The following is a 23,332-nucleotide window of genomic DNA, read 5'->3' on the forward strand; positions in this document are numbered from 1 at the left end:
GCGCTCCCGTTATCCGGCGCCTCGCGTACGCAGGGCGAGCACCGCCGTCGTACCGGCGATGACGGCGAGCGCGGCGGTAAACGCGACGACGCCGGTCCAGCCGAACCGGCCGAAGAAGAGGCCGCCGGCCCAGCCGAACAGGCTGGACCCGGCGTAGTAGAAGAGGTTGTACAGGCTGGACGCCTGGGCCGCGCCGACCGTCGCCAGCCGCGGCGTCCAGCCCGACGCCACCGAATGGGCGGCGAAGAATCCGGCCGTGAACACGAGCAGCCCCAGCAGGATCAACGGAAGCGAGTCGACGAGGGTGACCGCCAGCCCGGCGATGCTGACCAGGATCCCGCCCAGCAGCACGGGCAGCCGGCCGGTCCGCGCCGTCAGGCCGCCGGCCACCCGGGAGCTCACGGTGCCGGCCAGGTAGGCCAGGAACAGCAGGGAGGCCAGCGACGCGGGCAGGGAAAACGGCGGCGCCTCCAACCGGAAGCCCAGGTAGTTGTAGACGGCGACGAATCCGCCCATGAGCAGGAATCCCTGGGCATAGAGCGCCAGTAGCGGCGTCGAGCGCAGGTTCGCCAGGATCCGCTGCCCCAGCCCGGGCCCCTGTCCGCGCACGACCGGCAGGAAACCGCGCGGGGCCGGTGCCAGCCGGACGAACAGCACGGCGGCGAGCGCGGCGGCGGCGCTGACAGCCAGCACGCCGGCGCGCCAATCGGCCCACTCCCCTACCGGCCCGGCGATGAGGCGGCCGGTCAGGCCGCCCACGGTGGTGCCCGCCACGTAGGTGCCGGCCGCGACCGCCGCGTGCAGCCGCTGCACCTCCTCGTTCAGGTAGACCAGTGCGACGGCGGGGATGCCGCCCAGCGCGGCGCCCTCCAGGAAGCGCAGCGCCAGCAGGGCGGGAAAATTCGGCGCCAGCGGCAGCGCCAGGCCCAGGATCACGGCGGCGCTGATCGCCCACGTCATGGTGCGCTTGCGGCCGGCCCGGTCCGCCACCGCGGACCAGGGCATGACGGCCAGGGCCAGGCCGATGGTGGCGGCGGAAAGACTGAGCGCGGCATCGGCCGCGCTGACCTGGAAGGTTCGGGCGATGCCGGGCAGCACCGCCTGCACCGAATACAGTTGGGCGAACGTGGCGAAGCCGCCGAAGAGCAGCGCCAGGAGCATGTTGCGGTATCCCCGGCTGCCTTTCGGGTGGCCTGCCCAGTTTTGTTCCGCGTCGCTCACGCCTTCGATGCTATGCCGGAGGCCACCGCCGGCAGGAGTTGTACGGTCCCCTCCCGAGGTTGCAGTCCGCCGCAGCCGCCCCCTTAGGCCGGAATGATGCGCACGGGAATGGATTGCCAGCCTCGCAGCGTGTTGTGCAGGAAGGGCACGGGTTCGGCGGTGAACTCGATGGTCTTCACGCGTTTGGCCAGAGTGGTCAGCAGCACGTCCATTTCCAGCCGCGAGATAGGCTGGCCGACGCATTGGTGGATTCCCATGCCGAATCCCAAATGACCGCCGGCCTGCCGGTCAATCCGGTACTCGTGGGCGTCGGGTCCCCAGTGCTCCGGATCGCGGTTGGCCGCGCCGACGAAGACCGCCACCTTGGTGTCGGCCGCCAGCTCGAGACCGTGCAAGACAGTATCGCGGCTGGTGGTGCGGAAGAAGGACTGGAAGGGTGACTCGTACCGGAAGGCCTCGTCGATGGCGAATTTGGTCAGCCGGGGATTCTCGTGGACCTTGGCCCACTCCCCCGGATGCTGTGCCAGCGCAGCCAGCGTATTGCCGATCGAGAAGATGGTGGTGTCCAGCCCCGCCGAGAGCATGGCCCGCACGAGCAGCGCGGCCTGGGCTTCGGTGATCTCGCCGCGGTCGGCGTAGTCCCAGATCTGTGCCCCCAAGCTTCCCTCCGCCAGGCGCTCCCGGGCTGTATTGGCCATGGCCCAGTCATTAGTGCCGGCGCCCAGGCGGAAGAACTCCTTGGACCGCTCGTCGTCCGGGCCGAAAGTGCTGAAGTTCATCGCACCGAGCGCGAGCAGGTTCTCGGCCCGCCCCGCGCGGGGAATTCCCACCGCGTCGCCAAATACGCGCAGCGGGAAGACCTGAGCGAAGTCAGTCACGGCGTCGAACTCGCGTAGCTGCAGCACCTGCTCCACCAGCTCGTCGGCGAATTCCTGGAACTGCCCGCGCAGCGCCCGGGTCCCCTTGGGGGAGATCACGCCGGCCATCGCCTGGCGCATGGCGGTGTGGAGGGGCGGGTCGGACTCCATGATGCCCTGCGGACGCCATGACGGTTCGTGGTGCAGGTTTTTCGGCCCCGCGCCGGCACCGGAAATAAAGGTGGCGTGGTCGTCCAGGATGTCCTTACACGCACCGAAACGGGTGAACGCCGGCACACCGTACTTGTCCAGCCACACCCCAGGTCCGGCTTGTCGCATCCGCTCGAACAGCGGATACGGGTCGGTCAGGTTCGGGTCGGAATACGGATCGTCGGAAATGGCGGGGGCTGCTGCCACCGGCAAGTCGGTTGTCATTAAAGGCCTCACTCAGGTTGCGGCAGGGAATGGCCTCAAGGTAGCGGTGTTTTGAGACTGAAGCGGAATTCCATTCTCATACTGTGAGAATGGCAATTGCCGGTGGGGCCAGCCTCGGTGGAGCATCGCTGGAGTGCCCTGGATGCCGGAAGGTCTGTGAGGAGGTTGGGTTGACATCATTCGAGCGCGGACTGGCCATTTTGGCCGAGGTCGCTGCCGACGGCGATGCCACCATCGACGCGGTGGCCACCAAGCTGGGCATCCCGCAAAGCACCGCCTACCGGTACTTCAAAACGCTCAAGGACCGCGGCTTCGTCCAGGAAGACGGGGGGCGCTACCGGCCCGGGCGGGCCCTGCTGGAACTCACCGGGCGGCACCACGTTCAGTCCCACCTCGCAGAGGTGGGCACGGCAGTGCTCAAAGATGTGGTTGATGCGGTAGGCGAGACGGCCGTCTTGATCATCCGGGTAGGCACCCAGGCCATGTGCCTGCGACGGGTGGAGCCGGATAAGTCGCTCAAATACACCTTCGCCATTAACGAAATGCTGCCGCTGCATGCCGGGGCCGGGCAGCGGATCCTGTTGGCCTGGGCGCCGCAGGACGTCGTCCGCCAAGTGCTGGACCGCCAGCTGCCGCGGTTCACGGACCACACTCCGACGGCCGAGCAGGTTCAGGCGGCCTTGCCGCAGATCCGCGCCGCGGGCCGCGCCGTCTCACGCGGCGAGCTCGATTCGGGCTCGGTATCCGTCGCAGTGCCGGTCTTCTGCCGCGGCGAGGTGGTTAGTTCGCTCAACGTCGCCGGCCCCGAAAGCCGTTGCGGCACCACAGCCTGGATCAATTCCGCGCTCAACGCCTTGGGCTGCGCCGCCCGGAACCTCACCGAATCGCTCGAGTCCACGACCAGTTTTCAATCAACCAGGGAGATCGCCGATGAACACCCAGACCGTCACTGAAACCCCCGTCGTAGTGGGGATCAGCCGCACTACGCTCGAAGATGTGATCCAGGTGGCGCGGTTCCGCCGGCCGGTGGAGATCTCCGACGAGGCGCTGGCCCGGATGGAACCAAGCCGGGCCTGGCTCGGATCGGTGGTGGAGCAGATGGAAGCCGGCCACCCTACCGCGCCGATCTACAGCATCAATACCGGTTTCGGTTCCCTCGCCGGACGCAGGGCCTTCGACGAGGCTTCCGACACTGCGGAGCTGTCCCGCCGACTGGTCCTGTCAAACGCCGCCGGCGTCGGCCGCTATGTGGACGAGGAAGTGGTGCGGGCGACCATGTTCATCCGGATCGTGAGCCTGGTTCAGGGCCACTCCGGCATCCGGGCGGAGATCGTCACCACCTTGGCTGAAATGCTCAACCGCGGTGTCTGCCCTGCCATCCCCGAGTACGGCTCGCTGGGCGCCTCGGGGGACCTGATTCCGCTGGCGCACGTGGCCATTGTGATGACCCGCCCGCACGCCGGCGAAGACGAGGAACTGGACTCCGGCGAGGCTTTCCTGGACGGCGCCATAACCAGCGGCAAGAACGCGATGGCCGCCGCCGGTCTGGACCGGCTGCCGCTGGGTGCCAAGGACGGCCTGGCACTGCTCAACGGCACCTCCTTCTCCTGCGCTCAGGCGGCTCTTGCCCTGTTCGACGCACAGAACCTGCTGGAAACCGCGCAGATTACGGCCGCCATGACCATCGAGGCGCTGATGGGTTTCGGCGACGCCTTCATCGCCGAACTGCATGAAGCCCGCGGCCAAAAGGGCCAGATCGAGGTGGCCGCCCGAATCCGGGAACTGCTGGCCGGCAGTTCCCTGGTCGATGGCAGCGCCGAGGCCGACCCTGTGCGCCAGCCGCCCCAGGACGCGTACTCGCTGCGCTGCGTGCCGCAGGTCTTCGGCCCGGTCAAGGACACTTTGGAGTTCGCTGCCGGGATCATCGGCAACGAAATCAACGCCGCCACCGACAATCCGCTGATCTTTCCGGCGCTTCCGGCCAGCCGCTCCCTCAAGGCAGTCTCCGGCGGCAACTTCCACGCCGAATACGTGGCCTTCGCCGCGGACTTTATCTCCATTGTGGTCACCGAGATCGGGAACATCACCGAGCGCCGGCTCTTCCGGCTTGACGACGGCACCCTCAACCGCGGGCTGCCGGACATGCTGATCGACAGCGAGCAGACCGGCATGGACTGCGGCTACATGCTTCCGCAGTACCTGGCCGCTGCTCTCGTCTCAGACTCGAAGACCCTCTCTCATCCGGACAGTGTGGATTCGATCCCCACCTGCGCCAACCAGGAGGACCATGTCTCCATGGCCAACAACGCCGGCAGGCACGCCCGGCAGGTCGTGGCGAACATCGAGACTGTGGTGGGGATCGAACTTCTCATGGCCTGCCAGGCCCTGGAACTGCGGTTGGCGAAGCCGGAGACCGCGTCCGCCACGCTGGCACCGGCCAGCCGGGCAGTGCTGGAGATGGTCCGTTCGTCCAGGTCGGCCGACGGCCGGGCGGTGGACCACATCAACAGGGACGTGGTGATGTACCCGCGCGTCCGCACCGCCCGGGAACTCGTCCACGGCGGCGCCGTCGTCACTGCGGTCAATGAGGTGCTGTCCGGCTCGGCCTAGGTTGGGAAGCCGTTCGGCCCGGCGGTGGGAATAGGCCGCCGGAACCGGACTTTATTTCGGAGAGCGGGAATCGCCGTGGATTGTATTCCTCCCTATAAACCTTTGGTCAACGATGGGAATGCCCGGCGATAACAGGCGTTTTAATGCCTATTATCTTGATTGTTTTGCCGCGCTCAAAAACAAGCGTTTACCCCGCCGGCCCGCGCTTCGAAAGCGTTTGCTACTGGGATTTATTGGACGAATAAAAGGGCTTGTATCAGTCTCCACCTTCTCCTTATGCTGTGGGGGCAACCGATAATTACCGAACGGTTTCGAATATTTACCATTCATTTGCAGCAAGCCATACAACTATTTCAGGAGTGTAGGAAAATGGTATTTTCGACAGTCTCCCCACGTAAGCCCCTTCTGGCGGCATTGGGGCTGTCCGCGGCCCTCGCCTTGGCGGGCTGTGCCGGCAGTGCCGATGCCGGCAGCGGCGGGACCGGGGCAGCCACACCGGCCGCGGCCGCGGGGGCAAAGGCGCCCCTGTTCGGCGAACTGCCTGAAGCCATCCAAGAGGCCGGCAAGATCAACGTCGCCAGCAACGTCGAATACCCCCCGTTCGAGTCCTTCGACACCGATGGCACCACCATCGTCGGCATCGACCGCGAGATCGCCGACGAGCTTGAAAAACAGCTGGGCGTCACGCTGGAATTCAACAACATCGCCTTCGACGCGATCATCCCTGGCTTGGTCTCGGCCCGCTACGACATGGCCATGTCCGCCATGTCCGACACCGTGGAACGGCAGAAGCAGGTGGATTTCGTCGACTACTTCTCCGCCGGCGGCGGCATTATGACCGCCACCGCCAACGCCGAGAGCATTAAGACCCTCGACGACCTGTGCGGCAGGTCGGTCGGTATCGTCAAGGGCACCACCGAGGATGCCGACGCCGCCGAACAGTCGGAGAAGTGCAAGGCAGCCGGCAAGGACCCGCTGCAGGTCACCATCTTCGCCGGCCAGAACCAGGCTGTGCTGGCCGTGCAGAGCGGGCGTGTAGACGCCTTCCTAGTGGATTCCACGTCCGGGTCGGTGATTGCCGCCGAGAGCAACGGCCAACTGGTCCAGGGACCGCGCTACCAGGACTTGGCCTTCGGCATCGTCTTCCCGAAGGACAGCAAGCAGCTGACCGAAGCCGTGCAGAAGGCACTGGTCGCCATGAAGGACGAGGGCAGCTACGGGGAAATCCTGGCCAAGTACGAGATGTCCGACCACGCCATGGACGAGTTCCCGATCAACGGGGTCACCGAGTGACCGGGACCAAGCCGGGCGCGCAGGAGGAGGACCTGACCGTTCTGCCGGCCCGCTACACCGGCCGCTGGGTGGCTGCAGGGCTGGTCTTGGCCGGCGCCGTGCTGGTCGCGTATTCGATGGTCACCAACGAACGCTTCCAGTGGGACGTCGTCGGCCAGTACCTGTTCGCCCCGCCGGTGCTTGCCGGTCTGGGCAAGACCCTGCTGCTGACGGCGGTGTCCATGGCCATCGGCATCGTGCTTGGCATCGCCGTCGCCGTCTGTCGGCTCTCGGCGAATCCGATTCTGTCCTACGCGGCGTGGGCCTATTCCTGGTTTTTCCGCGGCACGCCTCTGATGGTCCAACTGCTGTTATGGTTCTTCTTGGCCGCGCTGGTGCCCAAGATCGTGATCGGAATCCCGTTCGGTCCCAGCTTCTTCGAGATCGCCACCAACTCCGTCATCTCGCCTTTCACCGCCGCCCTGCTCGGGCTGGCCTTGAACGAGGGCGCCTACATGGGCGAAATCGTCCGCTCCGGCATTCGGGCCATTCCCCAAGGCCAGACCGAGGCCGCCAAGGCCATCGGCATGTCACGCACCCAGACCATGCGCCGGGTGGTGCTGCCCCAGGCCATGCGCGTGATCATCCCGCCGACCGGCAACGAAACCATCGGCATGCTCAAGTACACCTCGCTGGTGATCGTCATCGGCTACAGCGAGCTGCTGACTTCGGTCTCGATCATTTACTCGCGCACCTTCCAAACCATCCCGCTGCTGATCGTGGCTGCCATCTGGTACCTGGCCGTCACCGCGGTGCTCTCCGTCGGCCAGTACTACGTCGAACGCCACTTTGAGCGGGGTTTTTCCCCGGTCCGGCCGACCAAGGGTGCCCGTCATAACGAGCCTGCCGGACTGGTGCCGGCCGGTGCCTCCCCCGCCGTCGAACTGGAGACCCTGAAATGAATGATCCGATCGTCAGCGCCCAAGGGGTACGTAAGTCCTTCGGCAACGTCGAGGTGCTCAAGGGCATTAGCCTGGACGTGCAGGCCGGCCAGGTTGCGTGCCTGCTGGGTCCCTCGGGTTCGGGCAAGAGCACCTTCCTGCGCTGTATCAACCATCTGGAGAAGATCGACGGCGGGCAGCTGTGGGTACACGGCGAACGAATCGGTTACCGGCGCACCGGCAACCGTCTGCGCGAAATGAAAGAGCACGAGACCTCCCGGCAGCGGGCGTCGGTGGGCATGGTGTTCCAGCAGTTCAACCTGTTCCCGCACCGTACCGCGCTGGAGAACGTGATCGAGGGCCCCACGATCGTCCAGCGCCGGCCCAAGGCCCGCGCCCTCGAGGAAGGGATGGCCCTGCTGGAGCGGGTGGGCCTTGCGGAGAAGCGCAACCACTACCCGGGCCAGCTCTCCGGCGGCCAACAGCAGCGGGTGGCCATAGCCCGCGCCCTGGCGCTGAAGCCCTCGGTCATGCTCTTCGATGAACCGACTTCGGCACTGGACCCGGAGCTGGTTGGCGAGGTGCTGGAGGTGATGGTGCAGCTCGCGGCGTCGGGCATGACGATGATCGTGGTGACCCATGAAATGGGCTTCGCCAAGGAGGTGGGGGACGTTGTGCACTTCATGGCCGATGGATGCTTGGTCGAAAGCGGTGAGCCCCGCCAGGTGCTGGAGAACCCCCGCGAGGCCCGGACCCAGGCGTTCCTGTCCAAGGTGCTGGCATGAGCGCTGCCCCCTTGCGCTCCGAGGCCGCCCTATGCCCGTGCCGCGGCGCCGGACCGCCTGTGAGGCCCGGCGTCGCGGGGCCTCACGGCAACACCAGGAACCCCGGAAAGGTGTTGCCGTGAAGCTGACCGAGGCCCTGGGCTTGGTCTCGTTCAAGATTCCGCAGGGCTCCCGGAGCGAGCGTGCCCTCGCCCGCTGCCACACCGTCGAGGACCTGCGGCGGCTCGCCGCCCGCCGGTTGCCGGGCTCCGTGCTGGACTACATCGACGGCGGTGCCGACGCCGAGCACAGCCTGGCCGGCAATACCGAGGCCTTCGCCCGACGCCGGTTCACCCCGGTTGTGCTGGCGGACGTCAGCGCCCCGGACACCGCTGCCACCGTCCTGGGCCGGCACGTCGCCGCACCGCTGGGCTTCGCTCCCACCGGCTACACCCGGATGATCAGCCCGGACGGCGAACCCGCCGTTGCCCGAGCGGCGGCCGGGGCCGGGCTGCCCTACGTACTCTCCACCATGGCCACCACAGCGCTCGAGGATTTGGCGGCGGACCCGGCGGCCGACCGCTGGTTCCAGCTCTACGTGTGGAAGGACCGCGCCAGGACCTTCGAACTGGTCCGCCGGGCGGCCGACGCGGGTTACCGCGTCCTGGAAGTGGCCGTGGACACCGCGGTTTCCGGCAATCGGCTGCGGGACGTGCGCAACGGGTTCACGATCCCGCCCCGGCTCACCGCCAACAGCCTGTTGGACATCGGGGCCAAGCCCGGTTACTGGACCAAGATGCTGCGCGCCCCCGGGTTGCAGTTCGCCAACCTCACCGACGGCCCGGCCGAATCCGGCTACACGATCGAGAACATCGGCTCCCAGTTCGACCCGGCAGTCACGTGGGCCGACCTGGCCCAGCTGCGGGCCGCCTGGCCCGGCAAGCTGCTGCTGAAAGGGCCGGTGGGGCCGGCCGACGCGCTCAGGGCGCGTGAGCTGGGGGTGGACGGCGTGCATCTTTCCAACCATGGCGGGCGGCAGTTGGACCAGACGGTTGCCCCGGTCGAGCTGATCGCTCCGGTTCGGCAGGCCGTCGGCGAGGACTTCGCCGTCGTCGTGGATTCCGGCATCCGCCACGGGGCGGACATCGCGACCGCAGTCGCCCTGGGTGCCGATCTGGCCATGGTCGGGCGGCCCTACCTGTGGGCGCTCGCTGCCGCCGGCGAACCCGGCGTCGTCCGCCTGGCCGAGCTGCTGATAGGCCAGTTCCGACGCACGCTGGCGCTGCTGGGGGTCACCAGCACCGCGGAATTGCGCCGGCGCGGCCCCGAGTTGCTCGACCTTGGAGCCGGGACCGCCGCGCCCCAAGTACCGGCGCCCGGACCGATCCCGGCCAGGCCATGAACCGAGAAAGGAACAGGGTGAGTGAAACTATGGGCAGTCCCCGGCACACCTTCGCGCCGCCGGACGGCTCCATTGCCCCGAAACCGCGTCCGGGCATCGCCACGCTGCCGGAATACTCCCGGTCGGCCGGGAAAGCGACCGTGCGCTGGATCGCCTCGTCCAACGAGTCACCGGTGCCGCCGTCGCCGGCGGTGCAGGCAGCCATCGCCGCCGGAGGAGCTGCGGCCAACCGGTATCCGAGCCTGGCCGGGGATGAACTGGTCGGTGCGGTCGCCGCCCGGCTGGGCCTCGGTCCCGAACAGGTGCTGGCCGGGGCGGGTTCGTTGGCGCTGCTGCAGCTGCTGCTGTCCACGTACACCGGCCCGGGGGACGAGGTCGTCTATGCCTGGCGCAGCTACGAGGCATACCCCATCCTCGCCGGGGTCGCCGGAGCGGCAGCCGTCGAGGTCCCGCTCGACGCCGCCGCCCGGCACGACCTGGACGCCATGGCCGCCGCGATCGGCCCCGCGACCCGCGCCGTAATCGTGTGCAGCCCCAACAACCCCACTGGCACCACTGTCACCGATGCCGAAATGCTGCAGTTCCTGCACCAGGTGCCGCCGCACGTGCTGATCATTTTGGACGAGGCCTACCGCGAATTCTCCCTCCCGAAACACGACGCCGTGTCGCTGCTGGCAGCCTTCCCCAACCTGGTCGTCCTGCGTACCTTTTCCAAGGCCTACGGACTGGCCGGGCTGCGTGCCGGCTATATGGCGGGATCCGAGGAGATCACCGCGATGCTCCGGCGCGCCGCCCTGCCGTTCCCCCTCAGCCGGGTGGCTGAGGCGGCCGCGGTGGCTGCCTGGTCCGAACCGGAGCGCACGGCCGCGACCGTGGCGGACATCGTGGCCCAACGGGAAGATCTGACCGCCCAGCTGAGCGGGCGCGGGATCCTCGTTCCGGACAGTGGCGGAAACTTCGTGTGGATTCCCGCCGGCACCCGTGCCCGCGAACTTGAGGCCGCCTGCCTACAGAGGTCCGTGTCAGTCCGGGCCTTCGACGGCGACGGCGTGCGCATCACCCTCGCCGGCCGGGAGGCATCGGCGGCCGTGCTCACCGCCGTCGACGCCGTCCCGGGTTTGGCCACACAGATCCCGGCGCCTGCCGCGCCCTGACCACCAGCCACCGGCATCCGCCGGCCGCTTCATCAAGGAGAAAACTTTATGGAAACCGCACCGCACGACGGCTTCTTCGACGTCGAGGTCACCCGGATCGAGCCCGCCTCCGACTCGGTGGTGGCGCTGCGGCTACAGCATCCCCGGGGCGAGGCTTTGCCTGCGTGGCAGGCCGGCGCGCACGTTGATGTGCTGCTGCCCAACGGACTGCTGCGGCAGTACTCGCTCTGCTCCCGGCCGGAGGACGACTTCTGGCGCCTGGGCGTGCTGCGGGAGCCGGCCGGACGCGGAGGCTCGGCCTGGATCCATGACGAGCTGCGGCCCGGCACCAAGCTGCAGGTGCGCGGCCCGCGGAACAACTTCGCCCTGGAACCGGCCGGCAGCTACCTGTTCATCGCCGGCGGCATCGGCATCACCCCGATCCTGGCGATGGTTCGGCAGGCCGAGGCCGCCGGCGCGGACTGGACGTTGGTTTACCTAGGCCGCAGCCGCACCTCGATGGCCTTCCAGGACGAACTGGCCGCTTACGGCGAGCGCGTCCGCTTCCACGCCGACGACGAGTCCGGCCTCTTCCCGCTCGGACCGCTGCTGGCCGAACTCGACGCCGCCGCCCACGTCTATGCGTGCGGACCCGGTCCGCTGCTGGGCGCGCTCGAAAAACTCACAGCGGACTGGGCGGAACCGGGCAGGTACCACTTCGAGCGCTTTGCTACCGGTCCCGCCCCCGTGCCGGCCGCGGCGGAAGCAGACAGCGAATTCGTGGTCGAGACCGCTGACGGCACCGAGGTCACCGTCCCCGCCGGCACCACCATCCTGCAGGCCTTGATGGACATTGGCATTCCGGTGCTTAACTCCTGCCGCGAGGGCATCTGCGGCACCTGCGAGACCCCGGTCATTTCCGGCGAGCCCGATCACCGGGACAGCCTGCTCTCGGACGAGGAGCGCGCCGCCGGGGACACCATGATGATCTGCGTCTCGCGCTGCAAGGGCAGGCGTCTGGTATTGGATATCTGAGCCGGCCCCGGGCTTCCGCCCCTCCCTGGCCGGTGTTTAACACCGGGCCATACATCCGGAGCGCTCGATGCCTCACGCATTGATGGGGCAGCAGCATGCTCCGGCCGGCCTCGCCATTAGACTCGGTGACGAAGGCACAGTTTCCACTGTTACCCACAGTTTCCACTGTTACCTCCCACGAAAGAGGATCTTCTTGTCCCAGCTCCAACCCGGCATGTCCGCCCCCGAGTTCACCCTCTCCGACGCCGACGGCAAGAAGGTCTCGCTGTCCGACTACGCCGGCGGGAACGTGGTGGTCTACTTCTACCCCAAGGCCGCCACCCCCGGCTGCACCACCGAGGCCTGCGACTTCCGCGACAGCCTCAACTCCCTGCAGGCCGCCAACTACGACGTCATCGGCATCTCGCCGGACGGTCGCGAGGCCATCCAGGCGTTCAGCGACGCCGAGGGCCTGACGTTCCCGCTGCTCTCCGACCCCGACTTCGCCGTGGCCAAGGCGTACGGCTCCTACGGCGACAAGACCTTCGGCGGGAAGGTCTTCACCGGCACGCTCCGCAGCACTTTCGTGATCGGTCCCGACGGAACCATCAAGCACGCCGAGTACGACGTGGACGCCAAGGGCCACGTCGCACGCCTGCGCGAGACGCTCGGGGTCTAATCCCGGAAACTTCCCAACACTCCAAGCACGACGGCGGTGCTGGGCTGGCGCCGTCGTCGCTCCGTTTCGGGCGCCTGCTCCACTAAACAACCGGAGCAGTCGCCCGAATTGGAGCGTGCGCCCGAACCGGAGCAGTCAGGCCGGCTTCAGTCGGCCGGCTTCCGGCCGCCGCCGCCACCGCCGGTGCGCACCGTCAGCCGTGCCGCGGCGGCGGCCCCCAGCACCGCGCAGGAGAACCAGATCGCGCCGCCCGGGCCTAGCGGGGCGGCCACCAGACCCGCCGCCAGCGGCAGCACGACCTGCCCCACCCGGTTGCCCAGCAGCCGCAGCGCCAGCGCCGACCCCCGGGATTCCGGCCGCACCGCGTGGCTGATCAGCGTCATGGTCAGCGGCTGGCCCAGGCCCAGGAGGAAGCCGCCCACGAACAGCGCCGCCGCGGCCACCCAGAAGGGTTCCAGGACGAACGGCGTCACCGCGATCGCCGCGCCGGAGCCCAGCAGGCTAACCACCAGCAACTGGATCCGGGTCCACCGGTGCACCAGCCAGGGCAGCAGGATCCGCGAGATGATCGACGCGCCCGCCCGCACGGCCAGCAGGACGCCCACCCAGAGCGGCGGCACCCCGAGTTCCTCGCCGACCAGCGGCAGGAACGCCACCAGGATGTCGATCACCGAGAGCAGCGCCATGGACGCGAGCATGTTCCAGGCCACGCCGGGCCGCCGCAGGATCTGGCTCACCGGCTCCTTCACCACCGGTTCCCGCGCGGCGCCGCCGTCGTTCTTGCCGCGGCGGAGCCGCCGGGCCGCGGCGCCGGGATGCGCGCCGATCAGCATCACGGGCGCCCCGGCTGCGGCAATGCCGGCCGCCAGCAGCAGGGTCAGGTCGATGGCGCCAAGCCAGCTCGGCCCCACTCCCGCGGTCTCGCTGCCCAGCAGCAGCCCGGCCAACAGCGGGCCGACCAACTGGCCCAGCGAAAACGCTGCGGTGAACCAGCCGAAACCGCTGTCCATCTTTTTCAGCGGCGCATAGCGCCCGATGGCGGACTGGCCGGCAATGGTGAACACGAGGTGTCCCACCCCGAGCAGGGCCATCGAGATCGCGATGACCGCGAACCCCTGTGCCAAGGCCAGCCCCAGCGTAGCCACCGCCAGCAGGGCCGCACCCAACGCGACCATGCCCTTGAGCGACGGAATCCGGTCGCTCACCCGCCCCAGCCACAGCGCCGCCACCACCGGCAGCACGGCGTAGACGGCGGTCACCACGCCGATGACTGCCGCGTCTCCGCCCAGGGCCAGCAGCTTGTACGAAACCACCGGCCGCGACACGTTCAGGGACGTCTGGGTCAGCACGGCGGCCGCCATCAGGACCCAAAGCCAGAGGCGGGAGCCGGGCTGGTTCGGCGGATGCGTGCTCATGTCCTCGTTCCTGAAGTACGGCCGGCCTCCCCATTCTGCCCCGCGCCCGGCCGTTCGTCGCAAAACCGTTGCGCAGCCGGTGCCCCGGTGGTCGAATGGGTGGCATGGCTACTGGGGAGACGGTCCTGGCGATCGGGACCAAGAAAGGGCTGTGGCTGGCTACCAGCCGCGACCGGACCAATTGGTCCCTGTCCGGCCCGCACTTTTTGATGAACGAGATCCCCAGCATCGGGATCGACCAGCGCGGCGGCCCGACCCGCCTGCTGGTGGGAGCCCGCTCCGAACACTGGGGGCCCACAATCTTCCGCTCGGAGGACCTCGGCGAGACCTGGACCGAACCGGAGAACGGCGCCATCCGCTTCGGCGACAACGACGGCGCCGCGGTGGAGCGGATCTGGCAGATCCAGCCGGACGCCGCGGACCGGCCGGGCGTTGTCTGGGCCGGCTGCGAACCGATTTCGGTCTGGAAGTCCACCGACGGCGGCGAGCACTTCGAGCTCAACCGCAGCCTGTGGGACCATCCGGACAAGGACCAGTGGGGGGCCGGTTACGGCGGAGCGGCGGTCCATTCGGTCCTGCCGAGCCCCAAGGATCCGGACACCGTGCACGTGGCGATGAGCACCGGGGGCGTGTACCGGACCACCGACGGCGGCGCCAGCTGGCAGGCACGCAACCACGGCATCAGCGCCTACTTCATGCCCGATCCGAATCCCGAGGTGGGCCAGTGCGTCCACAAGATCGCCCGGGATGCCGCTGATCCGTCCACGCTCTTCGCGCAGAACCACCACGGCGTCTACCGCTCGGACGATTCCGGCGACAACTGGCAGTCCATTGCCGACGGGCTGCCCACCGATTTCGGTTTCGTCATGCTCACCCATCCGCGCAGGTCCCGGACCGCATGGGTGGTCCCGATCAAGGCCGACGGCGAGCGGATTCCGCCGGACGGGCATCTCGCCGTGCACCGGACCGACGACGGCGGCGCCACCTGGGCGCGTTTCGCCACCGGGCTGCCGGACCAGGATTACAACGTGGTGCTGCGCGACGCGGCCGCCGTGGACACCGGCGATCCGGCCGGCGTCTACTTCGGCACCCGCGGCGGCTCGGTGTACGCCAGTGCCGACGAGGGCGAAGTCTTCGTGGAAGTGGCCTCGGGGCTGCCGGACGTCCTGTGCGTCCGCGCGGCCACCCTGTAAGGAGGAATGCCGTGGTGGGTGTGGCAGAAAAAGCGGTCACCGTCGTCGTGCCCAGCCTGCTGGCCAAGGTGACCGGCGAGCAGCGGGAGCTGACCGTGCCGGCATCCGGCCCCCGATCAGTGGCGGAGATCCTGGACGCCTTGGCCGGCGATTACCCGGTCTTCAACCGCCGGGTCCGCAACGAAACCGGTGCCATCCGCCGCTACGTCAATCTGTATCTCGACGGCGAGGACATCCGCACGCTGCAGGGACCGGCGACGCTCGTGGAACCTGGCCAGGAACTGCTGATTATCCAGTCCGTCGCCGGTGGATAGGATCGACGATTAAGCCGACAATGGTGTACCAATAGCCGCCGCAACTTGGAGGAGGGACCCGATGACCAGCAACAGCCAGCACGAAGCAGACATCACGGAAGCCAACGAGGCGGACGTGCAGGAACAGGCCCTTCCAGTCCGCAGTGACGACCTGGAACACGAAGCATCCCCGGAGATAACCTCCACCTGGGAGGCGAACGAGGCGGACCTGCAGGAGCAGCTGGAACTGGTCAAGTCCGACGAGGACGACGAGTATCCGCGCGGGGAAGCCGAGTAGCAGCGGTTACCCGAATCGGCCCTGAGCGGCCAAGGCGCGCCGCCCGCTACTCCCCGACCAGTCCGTCCACTGCCTCGCGCAGCAGGTCGGCATGCCCGTTGTGCCGCGAGTACTCCTCGATCATGTGGACCAGGATCCACCGCAGGCCGGGAACCCCGGCAGTGGACCCGGCCGCCGAGCCGGCCCCGTCGAGGCCCCCGTCGGCCAGGGCTTCAGCGGTCAGGGAGCGGGAGCGTGCCACGGCGGCTTTCCACATGCGGCGGAGCTGTTCCGGTGTGTCTTCGGCCGCGGACTGCCAGTCCCAGTCCGGGCTGGCCTTCCAGTCCACAGTGTCCCAGGGTGGCTGCGGGTCCTGCCCGTGCAACCGTACGGAGAACCAGTAGTCTTCGACGAACGCCAGATGCTTGAGCATCCCGCCCAACGTCATGCTCGACGGAGCCAGCCGCGCCGCCAACTCCTTGGCACCCAGGCCGGCGCACTTCCATTCGAAGGTGGCGCGGTGGAACTCCAGGAAACCCAGCAGGGTCTCCGCCTCCCCCGCCGCCAGCGGAGGGTCGGTGCGGCCTTGCTCGTCCACGTCGCTCATGGTCAGCGAGTCTAGCGGCACTGGAATAATGGCCGCATGCGACTTGCAGTTTTCACGGGATCGGCCAGCGGCAGGGACGACGTCTACGCGCGGGAGGCGGAGCGGTTCGCCACGGAACTGGCCTCGCGCGGCATCGGTATCGTGTACGGCGGCGGGCAGGTAGGCCTGATGGGCGTCGTCGCGGACAGTGCGGTGGCAGCCGGCGGCGACGTGGTGGGCGTGATCCCCGAATCGTTGGACAAGACCGAAGTGGGGCACGTCGGGCTGAGCACCCTGCACGTGGTGGACTCCATGCACGAGCGCAAACAAATGATGGCGGACCTGGCCGACGCCTTCGTGGCGCTTCCGGGCGGCATCGGAACGCTGGAGGAAATTTTCGAGGCCTGGACGTGGCTTCAGCTCGGGATCCACGAGAAGCCGGTGGCCTTCCTGAACATCAACGGTTTCTGGGACCAGCTGCTGGCGACCATCGACGGCCTGGTCGCAGGCGGCTTCCTCAAGCAGGACTACCGGGATGCGGTCATCGTGGCAGGCTCCGCCGCCGAACTGCTGGACGCCATCGAGGACTGGACGCCGCCGGTGCGCAAGTGGCGGGACCCCGGCGAGCGCAGCCGCATCTAGCGGCCTCAGCGGAATGCAGACAGCGCCCCTCCCGTCCGGGAGAGGCGCTGTCGTGGGCAGCAGACGGCCGGGAGGTCCCGCCGTCGTACCGGGGTAAGACGTTGAAGCCTACGGGAAGAACTTGTCCAGTTCCGCCGGCTTCTGCAGCGTGCCGTACTTCAGGGCGGCGTCGGCGAGCTTCTGCGCCGCCTCCATGTTGAAGTCCTTGCGGAACGTGGGCAGGGCCATCTCCGCGCGGGCGTCCTCGTCGATCTTGGTGTAGGTGCCCACAATCTCGCGGACCTCGTCCGGGTTCTCCTGCGCGTACTCCAGCGAGCGGTTCATCGCGGCCTGGAACTTCTTGACCAGCTCCGGATCGCCGGAGACCGTCTCGCCGGTAGCGAAGTAGCCGGAAATGTCCAGGTTCTTGTCGAAGTCGGCGAAGTTGTAGGAGACCACGCGGCCGCCGTCCTCGACGGACTGGGACAGGAACGGGTCCAGGATCCACGCGGCGTCAACCTGACCGTTGGCCAGCGCGGCCGGGGCGTCCGGGAAACCGATCTCGACGAACTTCACGCTCTCGGGGTCGCCGCCGTCGGCCTCGATCACGCTGCGGATCGTGGTGTCGCCGATGTTGGAGAGGGTATTCACGGACACGGTCTTGCCGGCCAGGTCCTTGGGCGACTTGATGTCCGAATCGCCCTTCACCACCACCCCGCCGAAGTCGTGCGAGGTGTCTCCCGAGGTGGAGTTGCCGTTGGCCACCAGCTGGATGTCCAGGCCCTTGTCGTTGGCAACCATGACCGAGACGACGTTGCCGAAGGCGAAGTCGAACCCGCCGCTGACCACGGCGGGGATGGCCGCCGCGCCGCCGGCGACGTTCTGGATGTCCAGGTCCAGGCCCTCTTCTTCGAAGAAACCCTTCGAGTCACCGAGCCACAGCGGGGCGGTGTCCACAATCGGGATCACGCCAACGGTCACCTTGGTCAGGTCGCCGGCGCCGGCGGATTCGTTCCCCCCGGCCTCGTTGCCTCCGCCGCCGCTGGGCGATCCGGATCCACAAGCCGCCAGGCCAAGCGCGGAGACACCGGCCAGCAGCGTCAGGAATGTTCGCTTCATGTCACTTCCTCAGTTCGAAAAAATCAAGTGACAGTGCCCGCGGATCTCCCCCAACCGGAGAGCGCGGTCCTTGCGCTGCCACCGGGGACCACTATGTCACGGCTCACACCGCACGCCTGCCGCGCGTTCGAAATGTGACGCGTCACCCACTTGTTGGCGTCACCCCTTGTTCGCGTCACCCCCGCCCCCACTGGTTCGCGCGTCACCCCTTGTTCGCGTCACCCCCGCCCCCGCTGGTTCACGCCACCCACTCTGCTCGTCGTCGCCCCCTTGTTGCCGGGCCCGCCAGCACTCGCCCTCACCGGGCGGCGAGTTGCTCCTTGACCTGCTTGCGCAGCACCTTGCCCAGGATCGACTTGGGCAGCTCCTGAACCGCGACGATTTGGCGCGGGACCTTGTACGCGGCCAACCGGCCGCGGCAGTAGTCCCGCAACCCCTGTTCGTCCAGCCGGACGGCGCCTCCGGGGCGAAGCACGACGACGGCCGCCACCTCCTCGCCGCCCTCCGGGCGCGGAAGGCCGACCGCCGCGGCCTCCACGACGTCGGGGTGTGAGCGGAGGGCGTCTTCGACTTCGGACGGCGAGACGTTGAAGCCGCCGGTGATGATCAGTTCCTTCACCCGGTCGACGATGCGGACGTTGTGCTGCGCGTCCACGGTGACGATGTCGCCGGTGCGCACCCAGCCGCCGTCGAGCAGGACCTCCGCCGTTTCCTCCGGCTTGCCCCAATACCCCTGGAAGACCTGCGGGCCGCGGATCAGGAGTTCGCCCGGCTGTCCCCGCGCGACGTCGCGCGCCGGGTCCTCCGGGTCAACCACCCGCATCTCCGTGCTGGGGAACGGGACACCGATCGTGCCGTTCTGCCGCGTCGGCGCGAACGGGTTGCCCAGGGCCACCGGCGAGGTCTCCGTCATCCCGTAACCCTCCACCAGCAGGCCGCCGGCGGTCTCCTCCCACAGGTCCACGGTGGCCTGCGGCAGGTTCATGGCACCCGAGATGGCGAACCGCACGGACCCCAAATCCACCCGGCGCTTCCTGGCCTCCCGGGCGGTCCGCTCGTAGATGGGCGGCACCGCGCAGAAGATGGTGGGCGGGGTCTTCTTCGCCGCTGCCAGCACCAGATCCACGTCAAACTTGGGAAACAGGACCACCCGCGCGCCGATGAGCACCCCGAACGTCAGGTGCAGTGTCATCCCGAAGGCGTGGAACATCGGCAGGATCGCGTACATGACCTCCTTGCCCTCGGACACGCCGTGCATCCACGCGCGGCCCTGCTCCGCGTTGGCCCGCAGGTTCCGGTGCGTGAGCATGGCGCCCTTGGGTTTGCCGGTGGTGCCGGAGGTGTACTGGATGGCCGCCAGGTCGGTCACCGCCGGCCGGGGGTGCGACTTCTTCAGCGGCCTGGCCTGCAGCAGCCTCTCCCACGTCACAGTTCCCTTAACCCGGGTGGTCAGCGCCTTCCGTGCGGTCCTGGCCGCCGGGACGGGCAGCCGCAGGGCCAGGCGCTTGGCCCGGGGCATCGCCCGGGCGAGGTCCACCGACACGATCGCCTTAACCTCGATGTCCGGCGGAAACGCCTGCACCTTGGCCACCACGTTGTTCCAGACAACGGCAACCGTCGCCCCGTGGTCCTCGAACTGGTGGCGGAGTTCGCGCTCGGTGTACAGCGGATTATGTTCGACGACGACGGCGCCCAGACGCAGCACGGCGTAGAAGGCCACCACGTGCTGGGGGCAGTTCGGCAGGATCAAGGCCACGCGGCTGCCCGGGCCTACGCCGAGCCGGCGCAGGCCTTCCGCCGCCCGGTCTATCTGCCGGCCCAGTTCCCGATAGCTGGTCGTGGCGCCGAAAAAGTCGAGGGCCGTCTTCCTCCGGAACCGGCGGACCGAGTCTTCCAGCATGTGCGACAGGGATTCGGTCGGTACGTCGATCTCGGCCGGCACGCCTGGCTGGTAGTTCTGCAGCCACGGGCGATTCTCAACGGTGGACACAGCAGTGACACGTCCTCTCACTCGGTTGCTACCAGTCTAGGGCGCGTCTTTTGGGCCCAACCAGCAGCGCCCCGCCCTCCTGACGGAGAACGGGGCGCTGCTGGTACATGCCGGATTACTGCGCGGGCAGCTGCAGAACCTGGTCCACGAAGATCAGGTTCGGATCGGAAACGGTGTCCGCGTTGGCGGCGAACAACTCCTGCCATCCGCCCTGAAGGCCCATGTTCTCGGCGATCTTGCCGAGGGTGTCGCCGGGCTGCACGGTGTAGGTTTCGCCGCTGACCGCCGGTGCCTGGACCGCGGGTGCGGTCGGTGCCGGGGCCGGAGCCTGGGCGACCGGGGCCTGCTGGACCGGCGCCTGGGCGACCGGTGCCTGCTGGACGGGTGCCTGCTGGATCTGGGCCGACTGGCTGCTCACCTGCGACCCTCCGCCGCCGCCGGCCAGGCCCAGCTTGGACGAGCAGGCGGGCCAAGCGCCCCAGCCCTGGCTGTCCAGGACGTTCTCGGCCACGGCAATTTGCTCGGCGCGGCTTGCATCAGCGGCAGAACCGCTGCCGCCGTTAGCCGCCCACGTCCCCGGGGCGAACTGCAGGCCGCCCGAGTAGCCGTTGCCGGTGTTGATGTTCCAGTCGCCGCCGGATTCGCACTGGGCCAGTGCGTCCCAGGTTGCCCCGTCGGCGGCGTTCGCGGCCGGTCCGACCAGCGCAACGCTGGCTCCTGTCAGGGCGACGGCGGCGAGGCCGCCACGCAGGGCACGGCTGAGGTTCAGGTTTTTGTTTGGATTCACAATGCTCCGTTGAGGCCGCCTTGTGCTCAGTCCGTCCCCGAACGTCTCCGCACCGCCGTCAGCCACTCGCATAATCGAGGTCATGTGGACGTCTGCCATTCTGACGGCGAAAGGCGTGGGCAGCGTCCGGGCATTCCATGGGTAGTTCATGCCGGAAGTTCCGGCATCCCCTGGCACGGTCATCTCGCCCGCGCACGAACTGCACGTTACCGTAAAGTAACCAACGTTGCAAAACCGTGATCTGCCACCAGCGTGTCGGTGCGCGCGGCGGCTCGAATTACGGCTAGGCGCGCCCGCGCCCCTATGGGCCCTTCCCACTGCCCGGCCCAGCACGTAGCGTGGGGATTCCTATTCGATCGGAAGGTTTTCCCATGGCAGAAAATCCCAGTCCCATTGACATCCAGAAGGCGCTGGGCGGCGTGGACTACCCGGCATCCGCCGCCGACCTGGTGAAGAAGGCGGAACAATCCGGAGCCGGGGACGACGTCCTCTCGGCGCTCAAGAATCTCCCCGACAAGCAGTACGAAAGCCCGGCCGAGGTCAGCAAAGCGGTAGCCGGCAACTAGCGCCCTCGGCCGGCAGCCCTGTCCACCGGCACCACCTCGACGTCGAAGAGGCGGCCGCCGTCGGCCGTCGCGGTCATGTACGTGCAGACCGGCTGGCGGCGGCGGTCCGTGGGCGAACCCGGGTTCAGCAGCCGCAGGCCGCCGGGCGCCGTGGTGTCCCAGGGGATGTGGCTGTGGCCAAACACCAGCACGTCGGCATCCGGGAAGCGGGCTTGGCAGCGCTGTTCGCGCCCCTTTGCCGCCCCGGTTTCGTGCACCATGGCGAACCGGATCCCGGCGATGGTCGCCCGGGCAATCTCCGGCAGCCGCGCGCGCAGGTCATCGCCGTCGTTGTTGCCGTACACCCCGACCAGCCGCCGGCTCCGCTCTTCCAGGTCGTTGAGCAGCCCGGCGGTGACCCAATCGCCGGCGTGGAAGACGACGTCGGCCGTCTCCACCGCGTCCCACACCTGGTCCGGGAGGTGCCGCGCCCGCTTCGGCACGTGGGTGTCCGCCAGCAGCAGCAATGAGGTGGCCATACCGGCATCCTCGCATATCGGGTCAGAGGCCGAAGGCCATCCGCAGCCCGAGCGCCAGCATGACGACGGCGATCAGCCCGTCGAGCAGGCGCCAGGAGCCGGGCCGGGCGAAGAAGGGCCGCAGCAGCCGGGCGCCGAAGCCGAGGGCGCCGAACCAGATGAGGCTGCCCGCCACGGCGCCGGCGCCGAAATACCAGCGCAGTTCCGGCCCCTGGGTGTTGGCGATGGAACCGAGCAAGAGGACCGTGTCCAGATAGACGTGCGGGTTCAGCCAGGTCAGGGCCAGCGCCGTGGCAGCCGTTGCGGCTAGTCCCCCGCCGGAGCGATTGGCCGAGGCGGTCAGCACCCCCGGCCTGATCGCCCGTTTGGCGGCGAACACCGCGTAGGCCAGCAGGAACGCCGCCCCGCCCAGGCGGATGACGTCCACAACCGCCGGAGCGGCACGGATCACGGCACCGATGCCGGCAATGCCGGCGGTGATCAGCACTGCATCGGACACCGCGCAGATGAGAACGACGACGCCGATGTGCTCGCCGCGGATGCCCTGGCGCAGCACGAAGGCGTTTTGCGCCCCGATGGCGACGATCAGGGCCAGCCCGGTTCCCAGGCCCAACATAACGGTGGGAGCAATAGCGGTGGTCACAACAGTCGACGCTACTGACAACCCGAGCATCAGTACAGCTAAAGAAACTTGCGTTACATAAGCTAGCCTTATGCAGCCCTTCCAATTCGACCACTTGGCGACCTTCGCCGTCGTCGTTCAGGAGGGCAGCTTCGATGCCGCCTCCCGCGTGCTCCACGTGACGCCTTCGGCGGTGTCCCAACGGATCAAGGCGATGGAGCAAGCGGCGGGGCAGGTCCTGTTGCAGCGCACCGCTCCGGTGCGGCCGACTGCGGCCGGAGACGTGGTGCTGCGGCTGGCGCGGCAGGTGCGGGTCCTGCAGGACGATGCGCAGCGCGAACTCGGCGGCGACGGTGACGGCGTGGCCCTGCCGCTCGTGGTGAACGCGGATTCGCTGGCCACGTGGTTCCTGGGCGCGCTGGCCCGCATGCCGCGCGAGCGGGGCGTGTTTTTCGAAGTCCACCGCGAAGACGAGCAGCATTCGACCTCCCTGCTGCGGGCCGGACGGGTGACGGCGGCGGTGACGGCGACGCCGGAACCGGTTCAGGGCTGCTCGGTGGAGGCCCTCGGCGCGCTGCGCTACCGGGCGGTGGCGAGCCCGGCCTACCTGGAGCACTGGCGGCCAGCCGGGACCGGGCACGACGACCTGGCGTGGCTTGCGGGCGCGCCGGTGCTGGATTTTGACCGCAAGGACGACCTGCAGGAGCGCTTCTACCGGGAACTGACCGGCGTTACGCTGGGGGCGCCGCGGCATTATCTGCCCGCGTCGGCGGAGTTTGCCGCTGCGGTCCGGCTGGGCCTTGGCTGGGCCCTGCTGCCGGAGCAACAGTGCCTGGCGGACGTCCGCGACGGGACGCTGCACGAACTGGCACCCGACCTGCCGGTGGACGTGCCGTTGTACTGGCAGCGCTGGAAAATCAGCTCGCCGGTCCTGGACGAACTGACTGCCTGCGTTCGGCAGACCGCCCGGGAACAGCTGCGGCAGCACTAGCCCCGCGCCCGGAAATCCTGCCGCGC

At 68.2% G+C, this 23,332-nt stretch carries 24 protein-coding genes; 15 read left to right on the forward strand and 9 right to left on the reverse strand.

The genetic code is table 11. The annotated features are described in order from the left end of the window. Positions 1–9 precede the first annotated feature (9 nt). Both AC5RTY_RS04165 and AC5RTY_RS04170 read right to left on the reverse strand, forming a co-directional pair. A complete protein-coding gene (locus tag AC5RTY_RS04165) occupies positions 10–1,161 on the reverse strand; it encodes an MFS transporter (protein ID WP_494139167.1) in 1,152 nt (383 codons plus the stop codon). Between the two features lie 143 nt (positions 1,162–1,304). Continuing rightward, positions 1,305–2,513 (reverse strand): cytochrome P450, encoded by a 1,209-nt coding sequence (locus AC5RTY_RS04170; RefSeq protein ID WP_494139018.1) that lies wholly within the window; start codon positions 2,511–2,513, stop codon positions 1,305–1,307. Between the two features lie 170 nt (positions 2,514–2,683). Here AC5RTY_RS04170 and AC5RTY_RS04175 point away from each other — a divergent pair, with 170 nt between their 5' ends. From AC5RTY_RS04175 to bcp, 9 genes are all read left to right on the forward strand, one after another. Next, a complete protein-coding gene (locus AC5RTY_RS04175) occupies positions 2,684–3,466 on the forward strand; it encodes an IclR family transcriptional regulator (RefSeq protein WP_494001095.1) in 783 nt (260 codons plus the stop codon). Then, positions 3,444–5,123 (forward strand): HAL/PAL/TAL family ammonia-lyase, encoded by a 1,680-nt coding sequence (locus tag AC5RTY_RS04180; RefSeq protein ID WP_494102107.1) that lies wholly within the window; start codon positions 3,444–3,446, stop codon positions 5,121–5,123. The genes AC5RTY_RS04175 and AC5RTY_RS04180 overlap by 23 nt, the downstream gene beginning before the upstream one ends. Positions 5,124–5,492: 369 nt before the next feature. Beyond that, a complete protein-coding gene (locus AC5RTY_RS04185; RefSeq protein ID WP_494074570.1) occupies positions 5,493–6,416 on the forward strand; it encodes an ABC transporter substrate-binding protein in 924 nt (307 codons plus the stop codon). Further along, entirely contained in the window at positions 6,413–7,357 is a 945-nt protein-coding gene (locus tag AC5RTY_RS04190; RefSeq protein WP_494139019.1) for an amino acid ABC transporter permease, read from the forward strand. The genes AC5RTY_RS04185 and AC5RTY_RS04190 overlap by 4 nt, the downstream gene beginning before the upstream one ends. Further along, on the forward strand, positions 7,354–8,121 hold the full coding sequence (locus AC5RTY_RS04195; RefSeq protein ID WP_494024091.1) for an amino acid ABC transporter ATP-binding protein: 768 nt from the start codon (positions 7,354–7,356) through the stop codon (positions 8,119–8,121). The genes AC5RTY_RS04190 and AC5RTY_RS04195 overlap by 4 nt, the downstream gene beginning before the upstream one ends. Before the next feature lie 118 nt (positions 8,122–8,239). Beyond that, complete coding sequence (locus AC5RTY_RS04200) at positions 8,240–9,502, forward strand: alpha-hydroxy acid oxidase (RefSeq protein WP_494139020.1); 1,263 nt, start codon at positions 8,240–8,242, stop codon at positions 9,500–9,502. Between the two features lie 17 nt (positions 9,503–9,519). Continuing rightward, the gene (locus tag AC5RTY_RS04205; protein ID WP_494139021.1) at positions 9,520–10,656 is read left to right on the forward strand and encodes a histidinol-phosphate transaminase; all 1,137 of its coding nucleotides are present in this window, start codon (positions 9,520–9,522) and stop codon (positions 10,654–10,656) included. Positions 10,657–10,704: 48 nt separating this feature from the next. Further along, positions 10,705–11,670, forward strand: a complete 966-nt coding sequence (locus tag AC5RTY_RS04210) for a PDR/VanB family oxidoreductase (RefSeq protein ID WP_494139022.1) — start codon at positions 10,705–10,707, stop codon at positions 11,668–11,670. Between the two features lie 193 nt (positions 11,671–11,863). Further along, positions 11,864–12,328 (forward strand): thioredoxin-dependent thiol peroxidase, encoded by a 465-nt coding sequence (gene bcp, locus AC5RTY_RS04215; RefSeq protein ID WP_494139023.1) that lies wholly within the window; start codon positions 11,864–11,866, stop codon positions 12,326–12,328. A gap of 146 nt (positions 12,329–12,474) precedes the next feature. On the opposite strand, the gene AC5RTY_RS04220 is transcribed toward bcp, so the two are convergent. Next, the gene (locus AC5RTY_RS04220; RefSeq protein ID WP_494139024.1) at positions 12,475–13,743 is read right to left on the reverse strand and encodes an MFS transporter; all 1,269 of its coding nucleotides are present in this window, start codon (positions 13,741–13,743) and stop codon (positions 12,475–12,477) included. 95 nt (positions 13,744–13,838) lie between these two features. Here AC5RTY_RS04220 and AC5RTY_RS04225 point away from each other — a divergent pair, with 95 nt between their 5' ends. From AC5RTY_RS04225 to AC5RTY_RS04235, 3 genes are all read left to right on the forward strand, one after another. Next, positions 13,839–14,936, forward strand: coding sequence for a WD40/YVTN/BNR-like repeat-containing protein (locus tag AC5RTY_RS04225; protein WP_494139025.1), 1,098 nt, complete (start codon positions 13,839–13,841; stop codon positions 14,934–14,936). Between the two features lie 14 nt (positions 14,937–14,950). After that, positions 14,951–15,250, forward strand: a complete 300-nt coding sequence (locus tag AC5RTY_RS04230) for a MoaD/ThiS family protein (RefSeq protein WP_494074564.1) — start codon at positions 14,951–14,953, stop codon at positions 15,248–15,250. 61 nt (positions 15,251–15,311) lie between these two features. Continuing rightward, the gene (locus tag AC5RTY_RS04235) at positions 15,312–15,527 is read left to right on the forward strand and encodes an Rv3202a family protein (protein ID WP_494127652.1); all 216 of its coding nucleotides are present in this window, start codon (positions 15,312–15,314) and stop codon (positions 15,525–15,527) included. A 46-nt stretch (positions 15,528–15,573) separates the two neighbouring features. Here the strand turns inward: AC5RTY_RS04235 and AC5RTY_RS04240 are convergent, their stop codons facing one another. Continuing rightward, complete coding sequence (locus AC5RTY_RS04240; protein ID WP_494139026.1) at positions 15,574–16,113, reverse strand: DinB family protein; 540 nt, start codon at positions 16,111–16,113, stop codon at positions 15,574–15,576. 36 nt (positions 16,114–16,149) lie between these two features. On the opposite strand from AC5RTY_RS04240, the gene AC5RTY_RS04245 reads away from it, so the two are divergent. Continuing rightward, on the forward strand, positions 16,150–16,734 hold the full coding sequence (locus AC5RTY_RS04245; RefSeq protein WP_494025073.1) for an LOG family protein: 585 nt from the start codon (positions 16,150–16,152) through the stop codon (positions 16,732–16,734). A gap of 108 nt (positions 16,735–16,842) precedes the next feature. On the opposite strand, the gene AC5RTY_RS04250 is transcribed toward AC5RTY_RS04245, so the two are convergent. The 3 genes from AC5RTY_RS04250 to AC5RTY_RS04260 all read right to left on the reverse strand — a co-directional run bounded on the left by AC5RTY_RS04250 (position 16,843) and on the right by AC5RTY_RS04260 (position 20,609). After that, positions 16,843–17,832: an ABC transporter substrate-binding protein gene (locus AC5RTY_RS04250; protein ID WP_494025072.1), complete on the reverse strand. Its 990-nt coding sequence runs from the start codon at positions 17,830–17,832 to the stop codon at positions 16,843–16,845. 298 nt (positions 17,833–18,130) lie between these two features. Further along, positions 18,131–19,822, reverse strand: a complete 1,692-nt coding sequence (locus AC5RTY_RS04255; protein ID WP_494139027.1) for a long-chain-fatty-acid--CoA ligase — start codon at positions 19,820–19,822, stop codon at positions 18,131–18,133. 115 nt (positions 19,823–19,937) lie between these two features. After that, positions 19,938–20,609, reverse strand: a complete 672-nt coding sequence (locus tag AC5RTY_RS04260; protein WP_494139028.1) for a transglycosylase family protein — start codon at positions 20,607–20,609, stop codon at positions 19,938–19,940. A gap of 371 nt (positions 20,610–20,980) precedes the next feature. On the opposite strand from AC5RTY_RS04260, the gene AC5RTY_RS04265 reads away from it, so the two are divergent. Continuing rightward, complete coding sequence (locus AC5RTY_RS04265) at positions 20,981–21,175, forward strand: DUF2795 domain-containing protein (protein ID WP_493979809.1); 195 nt, start codon at positions 20,981–20,983, stop codon at positions 21,173–21,175. Here AC5RTY_RS04265 and AC5RTY_RS04270 read toward each other — a convergent pair. Together AC5RTY_RS04270 and AC5RTY_RS04275 are read right to left on the reverse strand one after the other, a co-directional pair. Then, positions 21,172–21,693, reverse strand: coding sequence for a metallophosphoesterase family protein (locus AC5RTY_RS04270; RefSeq protein ID WP_494024078.1), 522 nt, complete (start codon positions 21,691–21,693; stop codon positions 21,172–21,174). The two genes, AC5RTY_RS04265 and AC5RTY_RS04270, sit on opposite strands and share 4 nt — an antisense overlap. A 22-nt stretch (positions 21,694–21,715) precedes the next feature. Beyond that, on the reverse strand, positions 21,716–22,366 hold the full coding sequence (locus AC5RTY_RS04275; RefSeq protein ID WP_494139029.1) for a LysE/ArgO family amino acid transporter: 651 nt from the start codon (positions 22,364–22,366) through the stop codon (positions 21,716–21,718). Between the two features lie 40 nt (positions 22,367–22,406). Here AC5RTY_RS04275 and AC5RTY_RS04280 point away from each other — a divergent pair, with 40 nt between their 5' ends. After that, entirely contained in the window at positions 22,407–23,306 is a 900-nt protein-coding gene (locus tag AC5RTY_RS04280) for a LysR family transcriptional regulator ArgP (protein ID WP_494139030.1), read from the forward strand. Positions 23,307–23,332: the final 26 nt, after the last annotated feature.

The sequence above is a fragment of the Arthrobacter sp. Y3224055 genome (genome assembly GCF_059090825.1).

Coding starts and splice junctions, on each gene's coding strand:
- AC5RTY_RS04245 (WP_494025073.1), top strand. CDS start 16,150: ATGCGACTTGCAGTTTTCACGGGATCGGCCAGCGGCAGGGACGACGTC.
- AC5RTY_RS04225 (WP_494139025.1), top strand. CDS start 13,839: ATGGGTGGCATGGCTACTGGGGAGACGGTCCTGGCGATCGGGACCAAG.
- AC5RTY_RS04270 (WP_494024078.1), bottom strand. CDS start 21,693: ATGGCCACCTCATTGCTGCTGCTGGCGGACACCCACGTGCCGAAGCGG.
- AC5RTY_RS04165 (WP_494139167.1), bottom strand. CDS start 1,161: ATGCTCCTGGCGCTGCTCTTCGGCGGCTTCGCCACGTTCGCCCAACTG.
- AC5RTY_RS04280 (WP_494139030.1), top strand. CDS start 22,407: ATGCAGCCCTTCCAATTCGACCACTTGGCGACCTTCGCCGTCGTCGTT.
- AC5RTY_RS04275 (WP_494139029.1), bottom strand. CDS start 22,366: ATGCTCGGGTTGTCAGTAGCGTCGACTGTTGTGACCACCGCTATTGCT.
- AC5RTY_RS04195 (WP_494024091.1), top strand. CDS start 7,354: ATGAATGATCCGATCGTCAGCGCCCAAGGGGTACGTAAGTCCTTCGGC.
- AC5RTY_RS04250 (WP_494025072.1), bottom strand. CDS start 17,832: ATGAAGCGAACATTCCTGACGCTGCTGGCCGGTGTCTCCGCGCTTGGC.
- AC5RTY_RS04220 (WP_494139024.1), bottom strand. CDS start 13,743: ATGAGCACGCATCCGCCGAACCAGCCCGGCTCCCGCCTCTGGCTTTGG.
- AC5RTY_RS04170 (WP_494139018.1), bottom strand. CDS start 2,513: ATGACAACCGACTTGCCGGTGGCAGCAGCCCCCGCCATTTCCGACGAT.
- AC5RTY_RS04180 (WP_494102107.1), top strand. CDS start 3,444: ATGAACACCCAGACCGTCACTGAAACCCCCGTCGTAGTGGGGATCAGC.
- AC5RTY_RS04235 (WP_494127652.1), top strand. CDS start 15,312: ATGACCAGCAACAGCCAGCACGAAGCAGACATCACGGAAGCCAACGAG.
- AC5RTY_RS04240 (WP_494139026.1), bottom strand. CDS start 16,113: ATGAGCGACGTGGACGAGCAAGGCCGCACCGACCCTCCGCTGGCGGCG.
- AC5RTY_RS04210 (WP_494139022.1), top strand. CDS start 10,705: ATGGAAACCGCACCGCACGACGGCTTCTTCGACGTCGAGGTCACCCGG.
- AC5RTY_RS04265 (WP_493979809.1), top strand. CDS start 20,981: ATGGCAGAAAATCCCAGTCCCATTGACATCCAGAAGGCGCTGGGCGGC.
- AC5RTY_RS04185 (WP_494074570.1), top strand. CDS start 5,493: ATGGTATTTTCGACAGTCTCCCCACGTAAGCCCCTTCTGGCGGCATTG.